Here is a 216-nt window from a genome sequence, read left to right as displayed (position 1 = left end):
CGTTTTCCCAAGTACTACCGCATGAATATCCTGTTTCTCAAGCTCCCTTACCAGTGCGCCGCCGTTTGCGGCCGTAAGGAGAGCGCATCCTTCCGATTGCAGCCTGTAAGGATTTACATCAAACACCTCGCAGACTTCTACCGTCTCCTGGAGTAACGGAAGCTTCCGCAGCTCCATCTCAAACCCCAGGCCAAATTCGTCAAAATAATCCCACAG

1 pseudogene is annotated in these 216 nt (G+C 51.9%); it reads right to left on the bottom strand.

The window, feature by feature from the left end:
• Positions 1-216 (bottom strand): annotated as a pseudogene (locus tag HJV72_RS19315) (hypothetical protein); the annotation flags it as partial.

The sequence above is a fragment of the Extibacter sp. GGCC_0201 genome (assembly GCF_017566055.1).
Lineage (GTDB): Bacteria > Bacillota > Clostridia > Lachnospirales > Lachnospiraceae > Extibacter.
This window is presented reverse-complemented; position numbering and strand designations above follow the sequence as displayed.